This window comes from Brevibacterium limosum, from assembly GCF_011617705.1.
GTDB classification, from domain to species: Bacteria; Actinomycetota; Actinomycetes; order Actinomycetales; family Brevibacteriaceae; genus Brevibacterium; species Brevibacterium limosum.
In genome coordinates this window covers 1,964,482-1,983,380 of the sequence record NZ_CP050154.1, presented here as the reverse complement: position 1 = coordinate 1,983,380, position 18,899 = coordinate 1,964,482, and the positions used below count along the sequence as shown (strand labels likewise).

Genomic DNA, 18,899 nt, shown 5'->3' with positions numbered 1-18,899 from the left:
TGCGGACGAGCGTGGCTGCCTGCGCTCGATGATCAGCGCTCATCGCCGGGCACAGAGCGATGGGTAATGAGTAAGGAGAAAGACCCCGACCGAATCGGTCGGGGTCCTTCTCATCCGTCCACCGGCTAGCCGCCTCGGGGCCGGTGTCTCACGGTCTTCGCATCAGCCTCGAAAGACGCCTCAGGCGTTGAAGCGGGTGAGGACGCCCAGCAGGATGATGCAGGCGGCCCAGATGATCGCCATCAGCGTCGTGAACCGGTTGAGGTTGCGCTCGGCCACGCCCGAGGACCCCAGCGACGAGGACATTCCGCCGCCGAACATGTCGGACATGCCACCGCCCTTGCCCTTGTGCATGAGGATCAGCAGGGTGAGGAAGATGCTCGTGAGCACGAGCAGCGCGATGAGAATGATGTTCAGGATTTCCACGTCGGATTCAACCTATGTTTCGTCGAGGGTTTCGTCGAATGATGCGTCTGTCAGTCTACTTCGCGACCGCGGCCTTGCACAAAGCGGCGAAGTCGGGGCCGCTCAGACTCGCGCCTCCCACCAGTGAGCCGTCGACATCCGCGGAGGCGACGATCTCGGCCACATTGTCGGCCTTGACCGATCCGCCGTAGAGGATGCGGGTCGTCTGGGCCAGGCTGTCGCCGTACTTCTGTCCGATCCGCGCCCGGATGGCCGACGACATTTCGGCGGCATCGGCGGCGGTGGCGGTCTCACCGGTGCCGATCGCCCACACAGGTTCGTAGGCGATGACGAGCCCCTCGAGATCTGCGGCGTCGGATCCGGCCAGGGATTCGTCGAGCTGTCCGAGGGTGAACTCGACGTGGCTCTTCCCCTGGCGCTGTTCCAGCGACTCCCCCACGCAGAGGATCGGTGTGAGTTCGGCCGAGAGTGCGGCCTTGATCTTCGCGGCCACGACCTCGTTGGTCTCATGGTTGTCCGCTCGACGTTCGCTGTGGCCGATGACCACATAGCTGCAGCCGAGGCGGGAGAGGAACGATGCGGCGATCTCTCCGGTGTGTGCTCCGGGAGAGTGCTGGGAGACGTCCTGGGCTCCGTATTTCAGCCACAGCTTGTCGCCCTGGACGAGGGTCTGCACCGAACGGATGTCGGTGAAGGGCGGAATGACGACGACTTCGCAGCGGCTCTCGTCGAGTTTTGCGTCCTCGAGTGCCCAGGCGAGTTTCTGGACGGCGGAGATCGCCTCGAGGTGGTCGTGGTTCATCTTCCAGTTGCCTGCCAGCAGCAGGGTGCGGTCGCTCATAGTGTATGTCTTCCTCATCCGAGTGCGTCGAGTCCGGGCAGTGCCTTGCCTTCGAGGTATTCGAGGCTGGCACCGCCGCCGGTGGAGATATGGCCGAAGGCGTCGTCGGCGAAGTCGAGGCTGCGCACGGCGGCTGCGGAGTCACCGCCGCCGACGACGGTCAGCCGCTTTCCTTCGCCGGTGCCGCCACCGGTCAGTGCTTGGGCGACGGCCTTGGTGCCGGCGGCGAAGGCCGGGAATTCGAAGACGCCCATCGGTCCGTTCCAGAACACGGTGGTGGAGCCTGCGATGATCTCGGCGTAGGCGTTTGCCGATTCGGGGCCGATGTCGAGGCCGAGACCGTTCGCCCCTGCCGGGGTGTCTTCGAGTTCGGCGACGGGGCGAACCCAGCTGTCGGCGTCGGCGGCGAAGGAGGCGGCCATGACGATATCGGTGGGCAGGACGATGCGTGCGCCGCCGGATCCGGATCGTTCGAGGTAGCCCTTGACGTCCTCGACTCGGTCCTTCTCGACGAGGCTCGAACCGATGTCGTGCCCGAGGGCGGCGAGGAAGGTGAAGACCATTCCCCCGCCGATGAGCAGATTGTCGGCACGGTCGATGAGGTTGTCGATGACGCCGAGCTTGTCCGAGACCTTCGATCCGCCGAGAACGACTGTGAACGGTGAGGCCGGGTCATTGAGCAGCCGGTCGCTGACTTCGACCTCGGCACGCACCAGCGAACCGGCGAAGTGCGGGAGCAGTCCGGCGATGTCGAAGACCGAGGCCTGCTTGCGGTGGACGACGCCGAATCCGTCGGAGACGAAGTCATCGGCCAAGGCAGCCAGCTGGGCGGCGAATTCCTCCCGCTGCGCATCGTCCTTCGCCGTCTCGCCGGGGTTGAACCGCAGGTTCTCCAGCAGCAGCACGTCACCGTCGGACAGGGCGGCGGCCTTCGTCTTCGCATCGTCACCGACGGTGTCCGTGGCGAAGGCGACCGGACGGCCGATGGCCTCGGCGAGTTCGGGGACGATCGGAGCCAGCGAGAACTGCGGATCATGTTCCCCCTTGGGACGACCCAGATGCGACATCACGATGACCTTGGCTCCCGCCTCGGCGAGGGACCTGATCGTTCCGGCCGAGGCCAGGATGCGCCCGCGGTCGGTGATCGTGCCATCGTCCATCGGCACGTTGAGATCGCTGCGGACGAGCACAGTGTGGCCGGCGAAGATGCCCGCATCGTCGAATGTCCTCATGAGTCCCTTTCGCTGAGAATATAGCTGACCATGTCTTTGAGTCGGTTCGTGTAGCCCCACTCGTTGTCGTACCACGCCACCACCTTGATCTGGTCTCCGAGCACCATCGTGAGCTTGGAATCGACGATCGCCGAGGCGGTCGTGCCGACGATGTCGCTGGAGACGAGTTCGTCGGCGGAGTAGTCGAGGTAGGCCGAGCCGTCCGCTGCGGCGGCGAGGATCGCGTTGACCTCATCCCGATCGGCGTGCGTGCCGGTGGTGAAGGTGAAGTCGATGATCGATCCGGCAGGCACGGGCACGCGCACGGCGAGACCGTCGAGCTTGCCTTCGAGGTGGGGCATGACCCGGCCGACAGTGCGTGCGGCTCCCGTCGTGGTGGGCACGATGTTCACGGCGGCGGCGCGGGCACGGCGCAGATCCCGGTGGGGCCCGTCGACGAGCATCTGGTCGCCGGTGTAGGCGTGGACGGTGTTGAGCAGCCCGGATTCGACGCCGAGGGCGTCATCGAGGGCCTTGACGACGGTGGCCATGCAGTTCGTCGTGCACGAGGCGTTCGAGACCACGGAGTGCGCGGACGGATCGAAGGTGTCTTCGTTCACGCCCATGACGAGGGTGGCATCGACGTCTTTTCCCGGGGCGGAGAGCACGACCGTGTTCACGGTGCCGCCGAGGTGGGCCTCGGCCTGATCCTGGCGGGTGAAGCGTCCGGTGGCTTCGACGACGAGTTCGACGTTGTGGGAGCTCCAGTCGATGGCCGCCGGGTCGGCCTGGCTGGTGACTGCGATTTCACGTCCGTCGACGATGATCGCCTCCGCGGCGGCGTCGACGTCATGGTCGAATCGCGGCCACACGGAGTCGTGGGTGAGCAGATGGGCCAGGGTCGTCGTATCGGTGAGATCGTTGATGGCCACGACCTCGAAATCGGTATCGGGTTCGAGGGACAGACGGAACAGGGCACGACCGATTCGGCCGAAGCCGTTGATGGCGATTCGTCTCATGCCTCGATCTTAGCGATCCTCGAGCATTTCCGGGGTCAGACTGGCTTCAGTGCCGGGAATTCCCAGTTCTTCCGCATGCTTGTCCGCCGTCGACAGCAGCCGCCGGATCCGTCCGGCCACTGCGTCCTTCGTCATCGGCGGGTCAGCGAGTTGACCGAGTTCTTCGAGGGACGCCTGTTTGTGGGTCACCCGCAGCTCTCCGGCGTAGCGGAGGTGCTCGGGGACCTCGTCGCCGAGGATCTCCAGGGCGCGTTCGACGCGGGCACCGGCGGCGACAGCGGCACGGGCCGAGCGGCGCAGGTTCGCATCGTCGAAGTTCGCCAGACGGTTCGCTGTCGCACGGACTTCCCGGCGCATCCGTCGTTCTTCCCAGACCAGCACGGCGCTGTGGGAGCCCATGCGGGTGAGCAGGGCGGCGATATCGTCGCCGTCGCGGATGACGACGCGGTCGACTCCGCGGACTTCGCGGGCCTTCGCACTCAGGCCGAGCCGACGGGCCGCACCGACGAGGGCGAGAGCCGCCTCGGGGCCGGGGCACGTGACCTCGAGGGCCGAGGAACGTCCCGGCTCTGTCAGGGACCCGTGAGCGAGGAAGGCACCGCGCCAGGCGGCTTCGGCATCGGCGACGGAGCCGTTGACGATGGCCGAGGGCAGTCCGCGCACGGGACGGCCGCGGTTGTCGACGAGGCCGGTCTGGCGGGCCAGCGCTCCGCCGTCGCGGCTCACGCGCAGCAGATAGCGGTTGGATCGGCGGATGCCGGCAGCGTTGATGACGACGATATCGGCATGCTGACCGTAGAGGTCCTTGATCTCCGCGCGCAGTCGTTTGGCTGCCTGAGCAGTATCGAGTTCGGCTTCGAGGACAATCGAGCCGTTGACGAGGTGGAGAGCCGACGAGAACCGGAAGATCGAGGACACCTCGGCCTTGCGGGCGGAGGTGCGTGTGATCTTCACTCGCGCCAACTCGTCCTTGACCTGAGCGGTCAGTGCCATAGCTCGTCCTCCTGCACCTGAAGTTCTACCACTGCTCGGCGACGCCGATCCCGGCGTCCAACAACATGTCACGGTAGCATGCCGCGAGTTTGAGGCTGTCATGTTGACCCTGCCTCCGTGAGCGCAGGGGGCGTTCCCAGAGTTTCGCTCCGAACATGTCCTCGGCCCGCTGCGACAGGTCGGGTTCGAGTTCGGTGGCGGCCTCGTCGACGAGGACGTAGTCCAAGGTCAGCGAGCGTGCATGCCGGTGCAGGGAGACGAGGTGTTCGCCGAGGCTCAGATCCTTCGTCTCACCGTCGGTGGAACTGAGGTTGAGCGTGAGGGATTTCACCGCTGTCGAGGCCACGATCGCCTCCGCCAGAGAGGGCACGAGCAGGTGGGGCATCACCGAGGTGTACCAGGAGCCGGGACCGAGGTTGAGGACGTCGGCTTCCTCCACGGCTTCGATCGTCTCGTAGCGGGCGGGTGGGGCCGCCGGGTCGAGGCGCACGGTCTCGACGTGGCCGATGGTGGAGGCGAGCACGGACTGTCCGCGCACGACTTGGAACGAGCCGGGGAACTTCACATCGGCTTCGATCGTCAGCGGCACCGAGGACATCGGCAGCACCCGGCCGTGGGCGCGCAGCAGTCTGGCCATCCAGTCCAGGCCGGCGACGTGATCGCCGTGGATCTGCCAGAGTGCGGCGATGAGCAGATTGCCCACCGCGTGACCGTGCAGCTCTCCTGCGGATTCGAAACGGTGCTGGATGACGTCACGCCAGGTCTGGCCCCAGGTGCCGTCATCACAGAGCGCGGCCAGGGCCATCCGCAGGTCCCCGGGAGGCAGCCCGCCGAGTTCGTCGCGCAGACGCCCGGAGGAGCCTCCGTCGTCGGCGACTGTGACGACGGCGGTGAGGTCTTCGGTGAGCAGACGGAACGCCCTCAGTGCGGCGTAGAGTCCGTGGCCTCCGCCGAAGGAGACGATGCTGGGACCATCGTTCTGTGCACCCGTGGTGATGACGGGCAGGTCTTCGGTCTCCATGTCATTCTCTTCCCAGATCGCGGTGGCGCACGGTCACGGGAATCCCGGTCTGCGCCGACAGCAGCCGGCCGACACGTTCGCTGATCGCCACCGAACGGTGTTTGCCGCCGGTGCAGCCGATGCCGATCATCGCGTAGCCGCGGCCCTCGTGGAGGTAGCCTTCGGCGACCGTCGCCAGGGTTGCGGCATAGCGTTCGATGAACTCCTCGGCGCCGTTCTGTTCGAGGACGTACGCTGCGACGTCGGAGTCGAGTCCGTTGTGTCCGCGCAGGTGGGGTATCCAGTATGGATTGGGCAGGAAGCGGACGTCGGCGATGTGGTCGGCGTCCTTCGGCAGTCCGTATTTGAAGCCGAAGCTCATGACGGTCAGACGCAGCGGCGGCGAGTCATCGTCGCTGAAGCGCTTGCGCACTTCCGCCGACAGCTGGTGCACGTTGAGATCGGAAGTGTCGACGATGATATCGGCCCGGTGCCGCAGCGACTCGAGCTGGGAGCGTTCGGCTTCGATGCCTTCCAGCAGGGTCCCCTCCCCCTGCAGCGGGTGGGGTCGCCTCGTCGATTCGAAGCGTCGGACGAGGACTTCGTCGGAGGCGTCGAGGAAGACGATGCGCAGGGACAGTCCCTGATCGACGAAGTCGCTGATGGTCTCCTGCAGTTCGGTGTACTTCGTCCGGCCCTTGGCGTCGATGACGATCGCGATCTTCGGCAGGGCGCCGTCGGCGCGGGCGACGAGTTCGACGAGGGGACGCATCATCTGCGGCGGCAGGTTATCGACGACGTACCAGTCCATGTCCTCGAGCACATTGGCCACAGTCGTGCGGCCGGCACCCGACATTCCGGTGACGAGCACAACCTCGATCGGGTGGTCGGATCCGGTCGATTCGGCCTGTATGCTCACACGTCCTCCTCTGATCGTGCCCGTTCTGTCGGTGGGCACAATGTGTCTGGGCACTACTCTAGAGCAGATCCGCAGAGCTCAGTCGGCCAGAGCCGCGACGATCTTGGCGGCGAGGGCGGGACCGATTCCCTTGACCTCGCAGATCTCCTCGGCGGTGGCGGCGCGGACCTTCTTCACTGATCCGAAATGCCGCAGCAGCGCGGTCCGCTTCGACTCCCCCAGACCCGCGATGTCGTCGAGCACCGAGCTCGTCATCGCCTTCGCCCGTTTGGATCGGTGGTAGGAGATGGCGAAGCGGTGAGCCTCATCACGCAGCCGCTGCATGAGGAAGAGCCCTTCGGAGTTGCGCGGCAGGATGACGGGGAACGGATCGTCCGGCACCCAGATCTCTTCGAGGCGTTTGGCCAGACCGACGACGGAGATGTCGACGATGCCGAGATCGATCAGTGCTCTGGTGGCGGCGGCGACCTGCGGTCCGGCACCGTCGACGACGAGGAGACTCGGCCGGTAGCCGAAACGCTCATCGGGTTCCTCGGCGGTCATCTGTTCGAGGTAACGGCTGAAGCGACGGGAGACGACGTCGTACATCGAGGCCGTGTCGTCGGCCGCGGCTTCCCCGTGGATGGCGAAGTGACGGTAGTCGCGCTTCTTCGCCATTCCGTCCTCGAACACGACGAGGGAGGCGACGACGTTCGATCCCTGGGTGTGGGAGATGTCGATGCATTCGATGCGCAGCGGCGCTTCCGGCAGGTCGAGGTGCTCCTGGATCTCCTTGAGCGCCTGGCTGCGGGTCGTCAGGTCGGAAGAGCGTTTGAGCTTGTGCTGGACGAGAGCTTCCTTCGCGTTCTTCTCCACGGTCTCCAGCGCGGCCTTCTTCTCGCCGCGTTCGGGCACCCGCACGGTCACGCGGGAACCGCGCAGCTGACTCAGCCACGCTTCCAGGGAGTCCAGGTCCGCCGGCAGGGTGTCGACGAGGATCTCCTTCGGGATGGCTTCGGCGTCGAGACCGGAGTAGGCCTGTCGCAGGTAGTCGGTGGTCAGCTCCGCAGGAGTGTGGTCGTCGGAGCGTTCGATGATCCAGCCGCGCTGACCGCGGATGCGGCCCTGGCGCACATGGAAGACCTGGACGGAGGCTTCGAACTCCTCGGTGACGAGGGCGAAGATATCGCAGTCGGCGCTGACGGACAGAACCACGGCAGACTTGTCGAGGACCTTCTGCAGAGCGGAGATCTCGTCGCGCAGACGGGCTGCCCGCTCGTAGTCGAGTTCGGCCGCGGCACTGGCCATCTCCTTCTGCCGGTGACTGATGAACCGACCGGTGTTGCCGGACATGAAATCGGAGATGCTGCGGGCCAGGTCCTTGTGGTCGTCCTTGCTGATCTGACCGACGCAGGGGGCAGCGCATTTGTCGATGTAGCCGAGCAGGCAGGGCCGGCCGCTGCGTTCGGCCCGCCTGTAGACACCGGGGGTGCAGGTGCGCATCGGGAAGGCCCTGAGCAGCAGGTCGAGGGTCTCCTTGATCGCCCACACCTGAGCGAAGGGGCCGAAGTAGCGGATGCCCTTGCGCCGTTTTCCGCGGGTGATATAAGCCCTGGGCACTTCGTCGTTCATCGTGATCGCGAGGTACGGGTAGGACTTGTCATCGCGGAACATGACGTTGAACCGCGGGTTGAACTCGTTGATCCACGTCCATTCGAGCTGCAGCGCTTCGACCTCGGTGTCGACGACGGTCCATTCCACGGAATTCGCGGTGTGGACCATCGTCGAGGTGCGGGGATGCAGCTGGGCGGGATTGGCGAAGTACGAGTTGAGCCGGTTGCGGAGGTTCTTCGCCTTTCCGACATAGATCACCCGCCGGTCGGGGTCACGGAATCTGTAGACCCCGGCCGAGGTCGGGATCGATCCCGTCGCCGGGCGGTAGCTGGATGGGTCGGGCATGGGGATCAGGCGTCGAGCATCGGTTTGAGGTACCGCCCCGTGTGGGACGAGGTCACCTCGGCGACTTCCTCGGGGGTGCCTTGGGCGATGATCTGACCGCCGCCGCGACCGCCCTCGGGTCCGAGGTCGATGATGTGGTCGGCATTGCCGATGACATCGAGGTTGTGTTCGATGACGATGACCGTATTGCCTTTGTCGACGAGCCCCTGGAGGACCATGAGCAGCTTGGAGATGTCTTCGAAGTGCAGACCGGTCGTCGGTTCGTCGAGCACGTAGACGGTGCGTCCGCGCGAACGCTTCTGCAGTTCGGCAGCGAGCTTGACGCGCTGCGCCTCTCCACCGGACAGCGTCGTCGCCGGCTGTCCGAGACGGACGTAGCCCAGTCCCACCTCGACGAGGGTCTTCAGGTGCCGGGAGATCGCGGGGATCGCGGCGAAGAAGTCGTTGGCCTCTTCGATGGGCATGTCGAGGACTTCGGCGATGTTCTTGCCCTTGAAGGTGACTTCGAGGGTCTCCCGGTTGTACCGGGCTCCCTGGCAGACCTCGCAGGGGACATAGACGTCGGGCAGGAAGTTCATCTCGATCTTGATGGTGCCGTCGCCGCTGCAGTTCTCGCAGCGACCGCCCTTGACGTTGAAGGAGAATCGGCCGGGCAGGTAGCCGCGGACCTTCGCCGACTCGGTTTCGGCGAAGAGTCTGCGCACATGGTCGAACACGCCGGTGTAGGTGGCGGGGTTCGACCGTGGGGTCCGGCCGATCGGTGACTGGTCGACGTGGACGACCTTGTCGAGGTTGTCCAGACCGGTCACCCGTTTGTGGCGTCCGGGCACGCGGGAGGCGCCGTTGAGGACATTCGCCATCTGCGTGTAGAGGATCTCGTTGACGAGTGTCGATTTGCCTGAGCCGGAGACACCCGTGACCGCGGTGAGCACACCGAGTGGGAAGGACACCGTGACATCGCGCAGGTTGTTCTCCACCGCCTTCTCGACGGTGACCATCCGGTCCTTGTCGGTGGGACGTCGAGTCGGCGGGATCTGGATCTCGCGACGACCGGCCAGGTAATCGCCGGTGATCGAGCCCGGAGCCTCTCTGAGGCCCGGCACCGGCCCCGAGTAGACGACCTCTCCCCCGTGCTCGCCGGCGCCGGGGCCGATGTCGACGATCCAGTCGGCTGCTTCGATGGTGTCCTCGTCGTGTTCGACGACGATGAGGGTATTGCCCAGGTCCTTGAGCTTGTTGAGCGTTTCGATGAGCCGACGGTTGTCGCGCTGGTGCAGACCGATCGAGGGTTCGTCGAGGACATAGAGGACGCCGACGAGTCCCGAGCCGATCTGCGTGGCCAGGCGGATGCGCTGGGCCTCGCCTCCGGACAGGGTGCCGGCGGCCCGATTGAGGCTGAGGTAGTCGAGGCCGACGTCGAGGAGGAAGCCGAGTCGCGCGTTGATCTCCTTCATCACCTGCGCCGCCACAGCCGCGTCACGGTCGCTGAGTTCGAGCGCGCCGAGGAACTGCGCGGCCTCGTCGAGGGCCAGTTCGGAGACTTCGGCGATCGACCTGTCGCCGACCTTGACCGCGAGGATCTCGGGCTTGAGCCGAGTCCCCTGGCAGCTGGCACAGGGGATCTCACGCATATACGACTCGTAGCGTTCCCGGGACCAATCGGATTCGGTCTCTTCGTGTTTGCGCTGAATGTATTGGTAGACGCCTTCGAAGCCGGTCGAATACGTGCGTTCACGGCCGAAGCGATTCTTGTATTTGACGTGGACCTTGTAGTCCTTGCCGGTGAGGATCGCGGTCTTCGCGGTCTTCGGCAGCTTCTTCCAGGGCGTCTTCATGTCGAAGCCGAGTTCGTCGCCGAGACCCTTGAGCAGACGGTTGAAGTACTTCGCGACCTGCTTGCCGCCCGACCAGGGGGCGATCGCACCGGAGCCGAGGCTGAGGTCCTCGTCGGGGACGACGAGGTCTTCGTCGACCTGGAGGCGGGTGCCGATGCCGTCGCAGGTGGGGCAGGCGCCGAAGGGCGAGTTGAAGGAGAACGAGCGGGGTTCGATCTCGTCGATCGCCAGCGGGTGCTCGTTCGGGCACGACATGTGCTCGGAGAATGTGCGGGTCGTGCCCGCGTCGACGAGTTCGATGTCGATGCGGCCGTCGGCCAATCCGAGGGCGGTCTCGACGGAATCGGTCAGGCGTGGGCGCATTCCCGGTTTGGCGACGAGGCGGTCGACGACCACGGAGATCGTGTGCTTGTACTGCTTCTCCAAGGTCGGCGGTTCGCTCAGGCTGATCTGCTCACCGTCGACGACTGCGCGGGAGAAGCCCTTGGACTGCAGATCGGTGAAGAGGTCGACGAATTCGCCCTTGCGAGAGCGGACGACAGGGGCGAGGACGAGGAACTTCGTCCGCTCCTCGAGTTCGAGCAGCTGATCGACGATCTGCTGCGGGGTCTGCTTCGTGATCACTTCACCGCAGACCGGGCAGTGGGGGATGCCGATCCGTGCCCACAGCAGGCGGAGGAAGTCGTAGACCTCGGTGATCGTGCCGACGGTCGAACGCGGGTTGCGCGAGGTCGACTTCTGATCGATCGACACCGCCGGAGACAGCCCTTCGATGAAGTCGACATCCGGTTTGTCCATCTGCCCGAGGAACATCCGGGCATACGAGGACAGGGATTCGACGTAGCGTCGCTGTCCCTCGGCGAAGATCGTGTCGAAGGCCAGCGAGGATTTGCCGGAACCGGACAAGCCGGTGAACACGACCATCGAGTCGCGGGGCAGCGCGATCTCGACGTTCTTGAGATTGTGTGCTCGCGCGCCCTTGACCCACAGGGTGTCGAGATGGGAGACGCCTGTCACTTGCTCACCGTTATTGGTTTTCATCACCTGACCACTGTATTACTCGGCACTGACATTGCTGTATTCGCAGCGGTTTCCGGCTCATCTGCCGATCTCTCCGACGGAGAGGATGCGGAGCACGATGTCTCCGGATTCGTCGCTGGCGGCCACGTCCACCTCGGCGTCGACGGCCCAGTCCTTGTTGTCGTCGGGGTCGGCGAGGATCTGGCGGACGCTCCATGTGTCTGAACCGGGTGTGATGTCGATATATTCCCGACCGCGGGCCTTCTGGTCGACGAAAAGCTCCCCATATTCGTCGTAGAAGTCCTCGATCGCGTCCTCCCAGGCGCGGGAGTCGAATCCCGATTCGGCGTCGAGGCGGCCGAGCTCGGTGTAGTTCGCGCGTTCGGCCAGCAGCACCCGGTGGAACATGGCGTTGCGGATCTCTGCGGTGAAGACCTTCGTATTCTCGGAGAAGCGGCGGTCGGGTGCCGGCAGATCATCGGAGTGCTCGGTGGGGTCGAGGCCCTGCAGGATCCGCCATTCGTCGAGCAGGGAGGAGTCCGTGCGGGCGATGGTCTCGCCGAGCCATTCGATGATGGTCTCGAGTTCCTCGGTCCGGTTCTCCGCCGGCACATTGTGCAGCAGCGCGCGGTAGACGTCGGTGAGATAGCGCAGCAGGCTGCCCTCGGCCCGGGCGAGGCTGTAGTAGCCGACGAACTGGGTGAAGCCCATGGCCTGTTCGCACATGTCGCGGACGACGGATTTGGGTTCGAAGCCGCCTCGGTCCAGCCAGGGATGGGTTTCGACGAAATGGTCGAAGGCCGGGTCGAGCACCTCGGCCAGGGGTGCGGGGCTTTCGATCTCGTCGAGGATCGTCATGCGTTCGGCGTATTCGACGCCTTCGGCCTTGAGCTCGGCCAGCGTCTCCCCCTTGATCCGGTCGAGCTGGCCCTTGAGGATCTGGAACGGCACGGAGGTGGTCGCTTCGACGATGGAGACGACGTCGAGGGCGTAGGTGTCGTCGTCTTCGTCGAGGAGGTCGAGGGCGGCGAGGACGAACGGCGCCAGCGGCTGGTTGAGCGCGAACTGGGGACCGAGGTCCTGGGTGGCGACGAGCTCCTTCCCGCGGACCTCGATGAGACCGGCGTCGCTGAGGGAGCGTCCGATGCTGATCGCGGTGAGTTTGAGGTCGAGTCGGCGGTCCCGGGTCTCGTGGGTCTTGTCGATGAAGTCGCTGATGGTGGACACATCGGAGCCGGGTCGGGCGACGAGGTTGAGGATCGTCGAATGGTCGATCTTCATCCGCGGCCGCAGGGTCTCGGATTCGCCGTCGATGAGCTTCGCGAAGGTCTCTTCCGACCAGCCGACGAATCCGACGGGGGCGGCCTTCTTCCTGACCTTCTTCTTTTTCTTCTTGTCGTCGTTCGCGGCCTTGGCCTCGGCCTTGAGATTGTCGATGACGTGTTCGGGGGCCTGGGCGATGACGTAGCCACGGGTGTCGAACCCGGCGCGGCCGGCACGTCCGGCGAGCTGTTGGAACTCGCGGACGCTGAGCCTGCGCATCTTCCGGCCGTCGAACTTCGTCAGTCCGGTCAGCAGCACGGAGCGGATGGGCACGTTGATGCCCACACCGAGGGTGTCGGTGCCGGAGATGACGAGCAGCAGGCCCTTGAGTGCGAGCTGTTCGATGAGTCGCCGGTACTTCGGCAGCATTCCTGCGTGGTGGACGCCGACGCCGTGGAGGAGCAGTTTGCGCAGGCTCTGTCCGAATCCCTTGCTGAAGGTGAAGCCCTTGAGGGCTGCGGCGATCGCGGCTTTCTGATCTTTGGAGGCGAGGTCGACCGAGAGCAGGTTGGTGGCGAGGTCGATGGCTCCGTTCTGGGAGTAGGAGACGACGTAGACCGGGGCTTTGTCGTTGCGGACGAGTCCGCGCAGGGTGTCGGAGAGAGTCTCGGTCGAATATTCGTAGTCGAGCGGGACGGGCCTGGTCGCCGAGGTGACCACGGAGGAGTCGCGTCCGGTCGTCTCCGTCATCGTCCGTCGGATGTCGGTGGTGTCGCCCAAGGTCGCCGACATGAGGACGAACTGCGTCTGCGGCATCTCGAGGAGGGGCACTTGCCAGGCCCAGCCACGGGAGGGGTCGGCGACATAGTGGAATTCGTCCATGACGACCATTCCGGCGTCGAGCATTCCGCCTTCGCGCAGCGCCTGGTTGGCCAGGATCTCTGCCGTGGCGCAGATCACGGGAGCATCGGCGTTGACGGTGGAGTCGCCGGTGATCATCCCGACGTTCTCGGCGCCGAAGGCGTCGATGAGGGAGAAGAACTTCTCGCTCACGAGCGCCTTGAGCGGGGCCGTGTAGTAGGACCGGATCCCACGGGTGAAGGATTGGTAGAGGGCGAAGAGCGCCACGAGCGACTTCCCCGAACCGGTCGGGGTCGCCATGATCGTATTGTCTCCGGCGAGGATCGTGAGGAACGCCTCGTCCTGAGCCGGGTACGGCTCTACGCCGATCTCTGCGCAGTATTCGGCGAAGGACTCATAGATCGTGTCGTCGTCCGCGAATTCCGCTGGGATCTCCTGCAATCTGGCCACGCTGATGCACAGACCTTTCCGATTAGACTGGTTCCATCCTATTGCTCGACACCGAGGAGTCACATATGCCGGTCTTCGCCGTCACCTATCACTATGGTCCCGATACGGATACGCGGATGGAACACCGCCCCGCGCATCGTCAATGGCAGGCGGAGATGAATGAGGCCGGGACGATCCTCGCCTCCGGTCCCCTGGACGATGATCCGCAGCCGGGAGGGCTGCTGATCCTCAGCGCAGCCGATCGTGCGGAGGTCGAAGGGCACCTCGCTCAGGATCCCTATGCGCCCCTCGGTGTCATCGAGTCGACGGTGATCCGCGAGTGGACTCCCGTGTTCGGATCCTTCGCCCAGGGCTGAGGGTCGCCGGCCGGCCCGGGCCGGACAGAGCAGAGAAGAGCGGGGTCCGTCTCGAGAGATCGAGACGGACCCCGCTTGTGCAGTCGCCGAGGCGGTGACTGCACGACCGATCGGCTCAGGCCTCTTCGGACTCTTCGGAGCCGATGTCCTTGAATGAGATGCCGTCCTTCTTCATCTTCATCAGCGAGGCGACCGTGGCCACCACCATGGCGAAGACGATGAAGGTCAGGGACAGCCACGTCGGCACTTCGGGAATCGAATGGCCCCAGGAGAGGAACTCCCAATCGCTCGAATGCAGAGCGTGGATGACGAGCTTCACACCGATGAAGGCGAGGATCGCGGCGATTCCGTAGTGGAGGTACACGAGCTTGTCGACGAGTCCTCCGAGCAGGAAGTACAGCTGACGCAGTCCCATGAGTGCGAACACGTTCGCGGTGAACACGAGGAATGCGTTCTGCGTGACGCCGAAGATCGCGGGGATCGAGTCGAGCGCGAACATCACATCGGTCGAGCCGATGGCGATGAAGACGATGAACATCGGGGTCCAGTACTTCTTGTTGTCGTCGAGAGTGACACGCAGCTTGTTGCCGTGGTATTCGTCGACGACGTTGATCCGCTTCCGCAGGAACCGGATGAGTCCGTTCTCTCCGTCTCCGTCGTCTTCGTTCCCGAAGGCCTGCCGGTAGGCGACGATGAGGAGGAAGATGCCGAAGATGAAGAAGACTTCGACGAAGGCGCTGATGATCGCCGCACCCGCGAGGATGAAGATGCCGCGGAAGATGATGGCGATGATGATGCCGACCATGAGCACTTCCTGCTGGTACTTCCGCGGTACCGAGAAGCTGCCCATGATGATGATGAAGACGAACAGGTTGTCGATGCTCAACGAGTACTCGAGCAGCCAACCGGTGAGGAATTCGCTGCCGTGCTGGGCATCGCCGATGGCGAAGAGCGCACCGGCGAAGACGAGGGCCAGGGCGACGTAGAAGGCGACCCAGATGCTCGCTTCCCGCATCGACGGGGTGTGTGGCCGCTTGACGACCAGAAGAAGGTCGAAGACGAGGATCGCAACGACGATGATTCCCGAGGTGATCATGAACCAGACGGGGATCGGAGATTCGCTCGCTGCCGCAGCATTGCCGCCGGCCGCGAGCGTGGAGGACAGGATATCCATGAAAGCCTTTCGTGGTGAACAGGATGTATCCGGGTCGAAAGTCTCTCCCACGCGGTGATTCTGCGTGCGCTCCGCGTCCGGACCCCTCGAAGGGTCGTGGTGACGACCGCGGATGGACGGGATACTCCCTTTCGCCAGCACACCAGTATAAACACGCGAGCATCACTCGCGCCTCACAGGTGAGATTCAGGCGTGCCCGGCCTCCTTCATCTGGCGCAGCTCCTGCTTGAGGTCGGAGAGCTCATCGCGCAGACGTGCGGCGAGTTCGAACTGCAGCTCCGCGGCAGCCGTGTGCATCTGCGAGGTCAGCGATTCGATGAGCTCGGTGAGGTCGGCTGCCGGCGGACGCAGCGACCCGGACCGGCCGGCGGCTTCCCTCTGTTCGTCGGTCAGCGTCGAGTTGTAACCGCGTCTGCCCTTGCCGTAGTCGAATTCGGTGAGCAGCTCGCGAGTGTCCTCGTCCTCACGCTGCAGACGTTCGGTGATGTCCGCGATCCTCTTGACCAACGGGGCCGGGTCGATTCCGTGCTCTTCGTTGTAGGCGATCTGGATGGCACGTCTGCGGTCGGTCTCGTCGATGGCGGTGCGCATCGAATCCGTGACCGTATCGGCGTACATGTGCACCTGGCCGTTGAGGTTTCGAGCGGCACGACCGATCGTCTGGATGAGCGAGGTCGACGACCGGAGGAATCCTTCCTTGTCGGCGTCGAGGATCGCGACGAGGGAGACTTCGGGAAGATCGAGGCCCTCACGCAGCAGGTTGATGCCGACGAGCACATCGAACTCGCCGGCGCGCAGCTCTGTGAGCAGCTCCACACGTCGCAGGGTATCGACGTCTGAGTGGAGGTACTGAACGCGGATATCGTGCTCGAGCAGATAGTCGGTGAGATCTTCGGCCATCTTCTTCGTCAGCGTCGTCACGAGGACACGTTCGTTCGCATCGACGCGGGTCTTGATCTCATCGAGCAGGTCGTCGATCTGACCCTTCGTCGGTTTGACCTTGATCTCGGGATCGACGAGGCCGGTCGGACGGATGATCTGCTGGACGTAGCCGTCGGCGTTGCCGAGTTCGAAGCTGCCGGGCGTGGCGGACAGGTACACGCTCTGACCCACCCGCTCCCGGAACTCATCGAACTTCAGCGGCCGGTTGTCCATGGCACTGGGCAGGCGGAAACCGTGTTCGACGAGGGTGCGCTTGCGCGACATATCGCCCTCGTACATGCCGCCGATCTGCGGGACCGTGACATGGGATTCGTCGACGACGAGGAGGAAGTCCTCGGGGAAGTAGTCAAGCAGACAGTTCGGTGCCGAACCGGGTTCGCGGCCGTCGATATGCCGGGAGTAGTTCTCGATGCCGGAGGTGAAGCCCATCGACTCCATCATCTCGAGGTCATAGGTCGTGCGCATCTTCAGCCGCTGGGCTTCGAGCAGTTTGTTCTGCGACTCGAATTCGCTCAGTCGTTTCTGCAGCTCCTCCTCGATGCCGCTGATCGCGGTGGCCATCCGGTTCTCACCGGCGACGTAGTGGCTGGCCGGGAACACGTGGATGGTGTCCTCGTCGCGGACGATCTCACCCGTCAGCGGGTGGAGGGTCTGCAGCGATTCGATCTCGTCTCCGAAGAATTCGATCCGCAGCGCCAGCTCCTCGTACTGCGGGATGATCTCGACGGTGTCCCCGCGGACGCGGAAGGTGCCGCGGGTGAAGGCCATATCGTTGCGGGCGTACTGCATGGACACGAAGCGTTTGAGCAGTTCGTCCCGGTCGCATTCGTCTCCCTTGTGGAGGGTGACCATCCGGTCGACGTACTCTTCCGGTGTGCCGAGACCGTAGATGCACGACACTGTCGAGACCACCACGACATCGCGCCTGGTCAGCAGCGAGTTCGTGGCCGAGTGCCGGAGTCGCTCGACCTCATCGTTGATCGATGAGTCCTTCTCGATGAACGTGTCCGTCTGCGGCACATAGGCTTCGGGCTGGTAGTAGTCGTAGTAGGAGACGAAGTACTCGACTGCGTTGTTGGGCAGCAGCTGTCGGAACTCGTTGGCCAGCTGCGCGGCGAGTGTCTTGTTCGGCGCCATGATCAGTGTGGGCCTCTGCACCTGTTCGATCAGCCACGCAGTCGTCGCCGATTTGCCCGTACCGGTGGCACCGAGGAGGACGATGTCCCGCTCCCCTGCGTCGAGCCGGTCGGAGATCTCTCTGATCGCCGTCGGCTGGTCACCGGAGGGCGAGTACTCGGAGACGACCTCGAAGGGCGCCACTTCGCGGGTGACGTCGGGGCGGTGGCCGATCGCTGGCAGGGGGCGTTCTGAGCTCATAGTCCAACCCTAGCCCCCGCCCCTGACATTGGGCAGGCCGGAGCCGGGACGACACCGTCGGGGACGTGCCCGCGCCGTGTGTCACCGTGTCAGTCGAAGCTGTCGGGAACGAGCCTGCGACGCATCTCGAGGAAGTACGGTTCCTTCGACTCCGCATATGTTCGTATCGTCTCCGGGTTCGTGCCGCCGTTCGCCTTCGCTTCGGCGATGCGGGCGCGCTTCACCTGCAGGTAGCGGTCTCTCTCCCCCGCGTCATCGCTGAGCAGATCTCGGAATGCGCGGGCGAAGCGCGCACCGACGGAATCCGTCGTACGCACATGCAGGTTGACGGCCCGGCCGGGGTCCGTGTTCGCATGGAACCATTTCCCTTCGGCCGCACACTCGCCGAGGTAGTCGCTCATCTGTGTGCCCGGATAGCCGAGTTCGGCCAGGCGAGGGGCCAGCACTCGGGCGGTGTCGAGATCGGGGACCAGGAGCTGGAGATCGATGACGTCCTTGGCGGGCAGACCCGGCACCGAGGTGGATCCGATGTGTTCGACGGCGAACTCCTCGCCCGTGCCGTATCGCAGCTTCGCGATCACTCTCTGTGCGTCACCGGCCCAGTCCGCGTCCGCGGGGTCGACGAGGTCGAGGCTCGCCTTCGGGGCCCGCTGTTCGGCCGCAAGGTTGGCGGCGAAGGGCCGGATCCGCGATTCGATGAGCGAACTGACCGCGGCAGTCGTCTCCTCGACCGGGCCGGAGTTGTCGATGACGACGTCGCAGGCTGCCCGGCGGGTCTCATCATCGGCCTGGCGGGAGATCCGTGCGGCGGCGTCATCGCGGTCCATTCCGCGGGAGTCCATGAGTCGTCGCAGCCGCACCTCGGCGGGAACGTCTACGAGCAGGTTGAGGTGGTAGGCGGGAGTCATGGAGTTCTCGACGAGCAGCGGCACATCGTGGACGACGATCTCGGCATCGGCGTGCCGGGCGAAGTGTTCGGCCGTGCGGTCTCGGATCGCCGGATGCATGAGTCCGTTGAGCTGCGCGGTGTGTTCTGCGTCGACGAAGGCGGCCGAGGCCAGGGCCGGTCGGTCGAGCGAACCGTCGGCGTGCAGCACCTGCGGTCCGAAGGCTCCGGACAGCCTCTCCAGCAGCGGCTGTCCTGGTGCGACGACCTCGCGGGCGATCTGGTCGGCGTCGACGAGCACTGCCCCGTGGTCGACGAGCATCGCGGACACCGTTGACTTTCCGGCGCCGATTCCGCCGGTGAGACCGATTCTCAGCATGGGTTCATC

14 protein-coding genes are annotated in these 18,899 nt (G+C 64.7%); 1 reads left to right on the top strand and 13 read right to left on the bottom strand.

Annotated features, from left to right (window positions below):
- Positions 1-180: 180 nt before the first annotated feature.
- The 10 genes from secG to GUY37_RS08730 form a co-directional block, all read right to left on the bottom strand.
- Positions 181-426, bottom strand: coding sequence for a preprotein translocase subunit SecG (secG, locus tag GUY37_RS08775; protein ID WP_152346380.1), 246 nt, complete (start codon positions 424-426; stop codon positions 181-183).
- Positions 427-481: 55 nt separating this feature from the next.
- Positions 482-1,267, bottom strand: coding sequence for a triose-phosphate isomerase (tpiA, locus tag GUY37_RS08770; RefSeq protein ID WP_166824645.1), 786 nt, complete (start codon positions 1,265-1,267; stop codon positions 482-484).
- Between the two features lie 14 nt (positions 1,268-1,281).
- Positions 1,282-2,499 (bottom strand): phosphoglycerate kinase, encoded by a 1,218-nt coding sequence (locus GUY37_RS08765; protein ID WP_166824642.1) that lies wholly within the window; start codon positions 2,497-2,499, stop codon positions 1,282-1,284.
- A complete protein-coding gene (gene gap, locus GUY37_RS08760) occupies positions 2,496-3,497 on the bottom strand; it encodes a type I glyceraldehyde-3-phosphate dehydrogenase (RefSeq protein WP_166824638.1) in 1,002 nt (333 codons plus the stop codon). The genes GUY37_RS08765 and gap overlap by 4 nt, the downstream gene beginning before the upstream one ends.
- Positions 3,498-3,506: 9 nt before the next feature.
- Entirely contained in the window at positions 3,507-4,490 is a 984-nt protein-coding gene (gene whiA, locus GUY37_RS08755) for a DNA-binding protein WhiA (RefSeq protein ID WP_152346376.1), read from the bottom strand.
- Positions 4,491-4,515: 25 nt separating this feature from the next.
- The gene (locus tag GUY37_RS08750; protein WP_152346375.1) at positions 4,516-5,511 is read right to left on the bottom strand and encodes a gluconeogenesis factor YvcK family protein; all 996 of its coding nucleotides are present in this window, start codon (positions 5,509-5,511) and stop codon (positions 4,516-4,518) included.
- Between the two features lies 1 nt (position 5,512).
- Positions 5,513-6,409: an RNase adapter RapZ gene (gene rapZ, locus GUY37_RS08745; protein ID WP_152346374.1), complete on the bottom strand. Its 897-nt coding sequence runs from the start codon at positions 6,407-6,409 to the stop codon at positions 5,513-5,515.
- A gap of 78 nt (positions 6,410-6,487) precedes the next feature.
- The gene (gene uvrC / locus GUY37_RS08740) at positions 6,488-8,347 is read right to left on the bottom strand and encodes an excinuclease ABC subunit UvrC (protein ID WP_166824635.1); all 1,860 of its coding nucleotides are present in this window, start codon (positions 8,345-8,347) and stop codon (positions 6,488-6,490) included.
- Positions 8,348-8,352: 5 nt separating this feature from the next.
- Positions 8,353-11,223 (bottom strand): excinuclease ABC subunit UvrA, encoded by a 2,871-nt coding sequence (gene uvrA / locus GUY37_RS08735; RefSeq protein WP_166829558.1) that lies wholly within the window; start codon positions 11,221-11,223, stop codon positions 8,353-8,355.
- A gap of 57 nt (positions 11,224-11,280) precedes the next feature.
- On the bottom strand, positions 11,281-13,776 hold the full coding sequence (locus GUY37_RS08730; protein WP_166824632.1) for a DEAD/DEAH box helicase: 2,496 nt from the start codon (positions 13,774-13,776) through the stop codon (positions 11,281-11,283).
- A gap of 65 nt (positions 13,777-13,841) precedes the next feature.
- On the opposite strand from GUY37_RS08730, the gene GUY37_RS08725 reads away from it, so the two are divergent.
- A complete protein-coding gene (locus GUY37_RS08725; RefSeq protein ID WP_166824629.1) occupies positions 13,842-14,132 on the top strand; it encodes a YciI family protein in 291 nt (96 codons plus the stop codon).
- 115 nt (positions 14,133-14,247) lie between these two features.
- On the opposite strand, the gene GUY37_RS08720 is transcribed toward GUY37_RS08725, so the two are convergent.
- From GUY37_RS08720 to coaE, 3 genes are all read right to left on the bottom strand, one after another.
- Entirely contained in the window at positions 14,248-15,306 is a 1,059-nt protein-coding gene (locus GUY37_RS08720; protein WP_166824626.1) for a TerC/Alx family metal homeostasis membrane protein, read from the bottom strand.
- Between the two features lie 186 nt (positions 15,307-15,492).
- A complete protein-coding gene (gene uvrB / locus GUY37_RS08715) occupies positions 15,493-17,625 on the bottom strand; it encodes an excinuclease ABC subunit UvrB (protein ID WP_228278445.1) in 2,133 nt (710 codons plus the stop codon).
- Between the two features lie 89 nt (positions 17,626-17,714).
- Entirely contained in the window at positions 17,715-18,890 is a 1,176-nt protein-coding gene (coaE, locus tag GUY37_RS08710; RefSeq protein ID WP_166824606.1) for a dephospho-CoA kinase, read from the bottom strand.
- Between the last annotated feature and the right edge of the window lie 9 nt (positions 18,891-18,899).

Coding starts and splice junctions, on each gene's coding strand:
- GUY37_RS08725 (WP_166824629.1), top strand. CDS start 13,842: ATGCCGGTCTTCGCCGTCACCTATCACTATGGTCCCGATACGGATACG.
- GUY37_RS08720 (WP_166824626.1), bottom strand. CDS start 15,306: ATGGATATCCTGTCCTCCACGCTCGCGGCCGGCGGCAATGCTGCGGCA.
- uvrA (WP_166829558.1), bottom strand. CDS start 11,223: ATGAAAACCAATAACGGTGAGCAAGTGACAGGCGTCTCCCATCTCGAC.
- uvrC (WP_166824635.1), bottom strand. CDS start 8,347: ATGCCCGACCCATCCAGCTACCGCCCGGCGACGGGATCGATCCCGACC.
- tpiA (WP_166824645.1), bottom strand. CDS start 1,267: ATGAGCGACCGCACCCTGCTGCTGGCAGGCAACTGGAAGATGAACCAC.
- coaE (WP_166824606.1), bottom strand. CDS start 18,890: ATGCTGAGAATCGGTCTCACCGGCGGAATCGGCGCCGGAAAGTCAACG.
- gap (WP_166824638.1), bottom strand. CDS start 3,497: ATGAGACGAATCGCCATCAACGGCTTCGGCCGAATCGGTCGTGCCCTG.
- uvrB (WP_228278445.1), bottom strand. CDS start 17,625: ATGAGCTCAGAACGCCCCCTGCCAGCGATCGGCCACCGCCCCGACGTC.
- whiA (WP_152346376.1), bottom strand. CDS start 4,490: ATGGCACTGACCGCTCAGGTCAAGGACGAGTTGGCGCGAGTGAAGATC.
- GUY37_RS08750 (WP_152346375.1), bottom strand. CDS start 5,511: ATGGAGACCGAAGACCTGCCCGTCATCACCACGGGTGCACAGAACGAT.
- GUY37_RS08765 (WP_166824642.1), bottom strand. CDS start 2,499: ATGAGGACATTCGACGATGCGGGCATCTTCGCCGGCCACACTGTGCTC.